At 49.6% G+C, this 4,276-nt stretch carries 5 protein-coding genes; all 5 read right to left on the bottom strand.

Annotated elements, in window-relative coordinates; genetic code table 11:
• Positions 1–452 precede the first annotated feature (452 nt).
• Positions 453–938: a DNA-3-methyladenine glycosylase I gene (locus Abin_RS09775; RefSeq protein WP_371862205.1), complete on the bottom strand. Its 486-nt coding sequence runs from the start codon at positions 936–938 to the stop codon at positions 453–455.
• Entirely contained in the window at positions 820–1,206 is a 387-nt protein-coding gene (locus tag Abin_RS16170; RefSeq protein ID WP_373321485.1) for a DNA-3-methyladenine glycosylase I, read from the bottom strand. The genes Abin_RS09775 and Abin_RS16170 overlap by 119 nt, the downstream gene beginning before the upstream one ends.
• Positions 1,130–2,200, bottom strand: coding sequence for a bifunctional DNA-binding transcriptional regulator/O6-methylguanine-DNA methyltransferase Ada (gene ada, locus Abin_RS09770; protein ID WP_218026264.1), 1,071 nt, complete (start codon positions 2,198–2,200; stop codon positions 1,130–1,132). Before ada ends, Abin_RS16170 begins: the two co-directional genes overlap by 77 nt.
• 529 nt (positions 2,201–2,729) lie before the next feature.
• Complete coding sequence (gene nfsB, locus Abin_RS09765; protein WP_048846414.1) at positions 2,730–3,380, bottom strand: oxygen-insensitive NAD(P)H nitroreductase; 651 nt, start codon at positions 3,378–3,380, stop codon at positions 2,730–2,732.
• A gap of 43 nt (positions 3,381–3,423) precedes the next feature.
• Positions 3,424–3,927: a hypothetical protein gene (locus tag Abin_RS09760; protein WP_048846412.1), complete on the bottom strand. Its 504-nt coding sequence runs from the start codon at positions 3,925–3,927 to the stop codon at positions 3,424–3,426.
• Positions 3,928–4,276: the final 349 nt, after the last annotated feature.

Below are 4,276 nucleotides of genomic sequence, written 5' to 3'. Positions count from 1 at the left end.
TTCTTTACAGCAGCAGGTTACGAACCAGATTAAAGTGGAATTGCTCTAGCTGATTTTAATCATGGTCTCTTGGGTCAGCCGTTTCTGCTCAACTGCTCGCATGTATCGCTCATCCTTTGACAGTGTTTTATGGTCTATGAAGGAGACAATTTGATGTGTTGTGCGCCCCGGCTCGGCCAGAAGTCGGGCCGCTGTTTTTCCAGGTTCATGCGAAATACAGACCTTTTGGTAGATCATCCTATCTGCTGAAATATCTCTTGCTGAAAAAAGGGTTTGCTATAATAGACGGTTCGCTTTTCAGACCATTACTGCCAGTTTTAGCTTGATGGAAGATGCAGAGCAGATCGGCAGTCGTCACGCTCATCCCGAATATGAAAGTCCAACCGGTTACTTGCAGAGAGAAGATGTTTTTTATTTAGAATAGTTAGATAAGCAGAGACTAAAGAGTCGTTTTAATTGCCATCTGCAGTAATCACATCACGCAGAAAACACTGTGCTTCGTGATCATTGATAACACCGGTGGCCTGCAACCATGCATGTACAATTACCGGACCGACAAAACTAAAACCACGATTTTTGAGTTCCTTTGAAAGACGATCTCCTGTCACTGATCGTGTGGCAGACCCTGTGCCGTCCCCCTTCAAGGGTTGATCATCAACCATCTTCCATACAAAAGTGCTGAAATCCTCCCCGTGCCTTTGCATCTCTAAATAAGCCTTAGCATTTTGTATGGCTGCCCGTATCTTTATGCGTGAGCGCACGATAGCCGCGTTGCCAAGCAGGCGCTCGATATCTGCTTCATCATATTCTGCTATATGTTCAGGAACAAAACCTTCGAAGGCTTCCCGAAAGGCATCCCGCTTTAAACAGAATTGTCCGCCAAGATAATCCGGCCTGAAAGCCATCGAGAATAAGTTTTTCCCATAAGGCCCGGCTATCGCGAACAGGCACACCCCATTCACAATCATGGTAGTTTTGCATGATGGGGTCATGCTGCGCCCATTGGCAGCGATGCAAGGCGTTCATTATTATACTACCCGAAAAGTCAGCTTCAGTCGGAGATATCCCGTCGCATAATGAGAACTGTTTCTTGGAGAAACGATTTCCTGAAAATTCATGCGAGAAGCTTCTAATTATCCTTTCCTTCACGCGACAGAAGGCTGCGTTTACGGTCAATACCCCACCGATAACCGGAAAGAGAGCCATCATTACGGATGACACGGTGGCACGGAATGGCAATAGCAATATGATTAGCGGCGCATGCTCCCGCAACGGCCCGAATTGCTGTTGGTTGACCAATTTTTTGGGCCACTTCCGCATATGTTGCAGTTTCACCAGCCGGTATCTGGCGCAGGGCTTGCCACACACGTTGTTGAAATGCTGTCCCGCGCACATCCAAAGGCAGGTCCAGTCCCCGGTTAGGGTCTTCAATAAAGCCAATAACCTTTGCGATACTCTGTTCATAATCCGCATCTGCGCCGATGAGTTCTGCTTTGGGAAAACGATCCTGCAAATCGCGCACCAAGGTATCTGGTTCATCACCAAGCAGAATGGAAGCCACTCCTTTCTCGCTTGAAGCGACAAGAACAGTGCCCAGAGAACATTCAGCTACTGCGAAATAGAGCACTTCATGAAGCCCACCCTTGCGGTAATGCTTGGGGATCATGCCCAGCATGGCCGATGACTGTGCATAGAAACGGCCATTGGACTTGAATCCGGCATCATACAGCACGTCTGTAATCTTTAAGCCGAGTGACAGCCCGTCGCGAACCCTGCGCGCCCGATGTGCGCTGGCATAAGACTTTGGTGTCAAACCTGTCTGGGCTTTGAAAAGGCGATGAAAATAGGCTGGACTAAGGTTGATGGCATTTGCCAGAGCCTCCAGAGACGGCGGGACCTCGGAGGTTTCGATTAAACGACAGGCCTGCTCTATCAGAGAAGCATTCGCAGCATCCGTTGAACATCCATCGGGATTACACCTTTTGCATGGTCGGCATCCGCTGGCTCGGGCACTTTCTAGCGTATCATGCAAGGTTACATTGCTTGGTTTGGGGGTGCGGGACGGACAGGATGGGCGACAGTATATGCCTGTCGTGATAACCGAATACCAAAATTGGCCATCAGCACTTTTGTCCCGAGCAGTGATCTTCTGCCAACGCGGATCGTTTATCGTGCCCAGGAGCTTTTTGTCTGATTCCATCATATAGCTACCATGCCGTTGAACGTTTTACGGCACACCCTGTTTCTTGCTTTCAAATTCTAAATTCAAAAATAGCCATTAGAATTCAACGCATGAATCGCGTTGATTGTAAGGGATGTGTTCAAGTGAAATCTTCTAAATTGTACCATCCGGGAAAGCCGGCTTATCAAGCGGCTGGAGGGGGCAATCTATCGCACCATGGCAACGCGCTGACACTGTGGTTGTCTGCTTCGACAGATGTCAATTATTTTGTAGATACGTTCCTGTTGTTCATGGCGCTTCGTGAGAGTCCCAACTCCGCCCCGTGACCAAAACAGGCCACGAAGCATGTGTAGAACAATCGCAAAGAATGACGATCAAGCATTCCTGGTAAAATCGACACAAGACCGGGAAATGCGCATTGTGCTCATGATCTTTAGTGTTGTCTTAGCCTAGTATGGGGTTTGATGTTCACTTTAAGCGAATAATCTGAGATCGGATTATTCGCCCTGCGGAAAAAACCGCATAAAGATGATTCTTGCAAAAAATTTCAGAGCTTTGTAAAAATATCTTTTTCAGGAAGGCGGGATTTTGGGAGTTTGGCATTAAAATCTGCATCGGAGTGATATCCGAGCGAGACAATGACAACCGGTGTCAGATCTTGTTCTTTCAGGTTTAACTCGTTTTCAAGAATGCCCGCTTCAAATCCTTCCATGGGTGTAGCATCTATCCCCAGAAGGGCAGCAGAAAGCAGAAGGAAGCCTTGCGCAATGTAAGTTTGCTTCTGTGTCCATGTTGCGACATCGCCGGCCTGTTGATGGATGCCCACAAAACCGGAGCGTGCTTTGTGTCCAGCTTCCCGGGCTTCTTCGCTGGCAAAGCGACCGTCTGCCTGTTCCTGCGTGGCGAGGGCCTCAAGATAGTCTGGGGTCAGCGTGTTGCGTGCGCATAGAACAATGACGAGTGATGCATCCATAACGCGTGGCGCATTAAAGGCAAAAATGCCACTGGTTGCTTTTGCAATCCTAGCTTTCCCCGCGTCATTGTCTGCAACAAAGAAATGCCACGGTTGAGAATTGACGGAAGATGGGCTGTAGCGCAAAGCCGCCAGCAATTGCGAAACCTGGTCTGCCGGAATTTTACGGTTTTTGTCGTAAGCCTTGGTGGTGTGGCGATGAGTCAGGACTTGCGGTAGGGACACGGGTTTTCTCCTTACGGGACAGCATGAGTTGGTATGGCAATTGTTATGAGCGTGTGCTGACAGTCATAAGGCGGTCATATTGGTGTCGGGACAGATTCCAGTGCCAGACTGACCGGGTGCTGTCTGGTGCGTAGAAGCTAAGGTTATGCACACCGTCACGTGTGGATGGCAAAATGGCCACAGCGGAGGCCGCGTTATTCCACAGAATGCGCCCGCGATTGTCCAAAACTGACAAAGCATAACCTGCCTTGCCGTAACAGGCGGAAGATCCGCTGACAAAAACGGCCGTCGCATCGGATAAACCGGAGCCAAGATTGAGCGGAACCGTGTGGATGGTGGCGGGTTCGTCGCAATCGTTCAGATAATTTTTCTCCACACGTTTTAAGCCGGCTGAGGCAAGGAGTGTCGTGTCCGCTTCGGTTGCAGGGCGTCCGTTATGCTGCGGGTCAAGAAATTTGGCCTTGGCAATTTCCGATCCGTAATCCTGCGCCTGTGCGGTCGCGAGGGGGAGGGAGGTCAGGAGAAGAGCCAGAACAGCATATTTCATAACGAAAACCTTGGAGCAGTCAGCAGAAAGACAGTCCTTAGCAGGAAGTGCGCGTGAAGGGAGCCGAAATGATGGTGAGGAGGCGTTTTGGGGTATCCTTCTGACGTATTTACCAAGATGGCTGGCATGTCTGGGCCGCCTTTCTCTTCCGGTTAGGTCAGATTAAAACCGCGCGTGAGTGATCTGGCAGAATGGAGCGAAAGCTTAGGCAATGGCGATAACATGGGGTGATTTTCAGGCCGTCGTGCAGCTTTCAGCAGGTTTGAATGTAGCGATCCTCAGTTTTGTGGATATAAGCCTACCCGCCATTAAGGAGCGGCGGAGGGGTTTTGCCAAGGCCCGGCAGGAA

Source organism: Acetobacter indonesiensis, from assembly GCF_000963945.1.
GTDB lineage: Bacteria > Pseudomonadota > Alphaproteobacteria > Acetobacterales > Acetobacteraceae > Acetobacter > Acetobacter indonesiensis.
Note: the sequence above shows the minus strand (reverse complement) of the source record. Positions and strands in the feature narration are given on the sequence as shown.

Coding starts and splice junctions, on each gene's coding strand:
- Abin_RS16170 (WP_373321485.1), bottom strand. CDS start 1,206: ATGGCTCTCTTTCCGGTTATCGGTGGGGTATTGACCGTAAACGCAGCC.
- Abin_RS09760 (WP_048846412.1), bottom strand. CDS start 3,927: ATGAAATATGCTGTTCTGGCTCTTCTCCTGACCTCCCTCCCCCTCGCG.
- ada (WP_218026264.1), bottom strand. CDS start 2,200: ATGGAATCAGACAAAAAGCTCCTGGGCACGATAAACGATCCGCGTTGG.